This is a genomic window from Phormidium sp. CCY1219, from assembly GCF_035615515.1.
Lineage (GTDB): Bacteria > Cyanobacteriota > Cyanobacteriia > Cyanobacteriales > Laspinemataceae > CCY1219.
The window spans coordinates 1-220 of record NZ_JAJENT010000038.1; the positions used below are offsets into that span (position 1 = coordinate 1).

The window sequence follows — 220 nt, forward strand, 5'->3', positions numbered from 1 at the left end:
CGTCCCATTTTTCCCGGGAAATCCAAGACGCATCGGGAGAGCGAATCGCCCCATTAGGCAGATTGAAACCCCCAGAACAATCGAACGCGATTCCGGTTTTGTCTGCATCCGCCCAGGTAAATAATTGGTTATTCAGTCTGCCATTACGGTTGCTGGTTCCGCCGCCTGTGGGGGTCATAATAATCACTTCTCCAGTGGAATTGCGTTCGAGTCTGAGATT

Annotated in this window: 1 protein-coding gene; it reads right to left on the reverse strand. The window is 50.9% G+C overall.

The genetic code is table 11. The features are described from left to right. On the reverse strand, positions 1-220 hold a 220-nt coding region (locus LKK83_RS00335), incomplete at both ends, for a Uma2 family endonuclease (protein WP_324628757.1).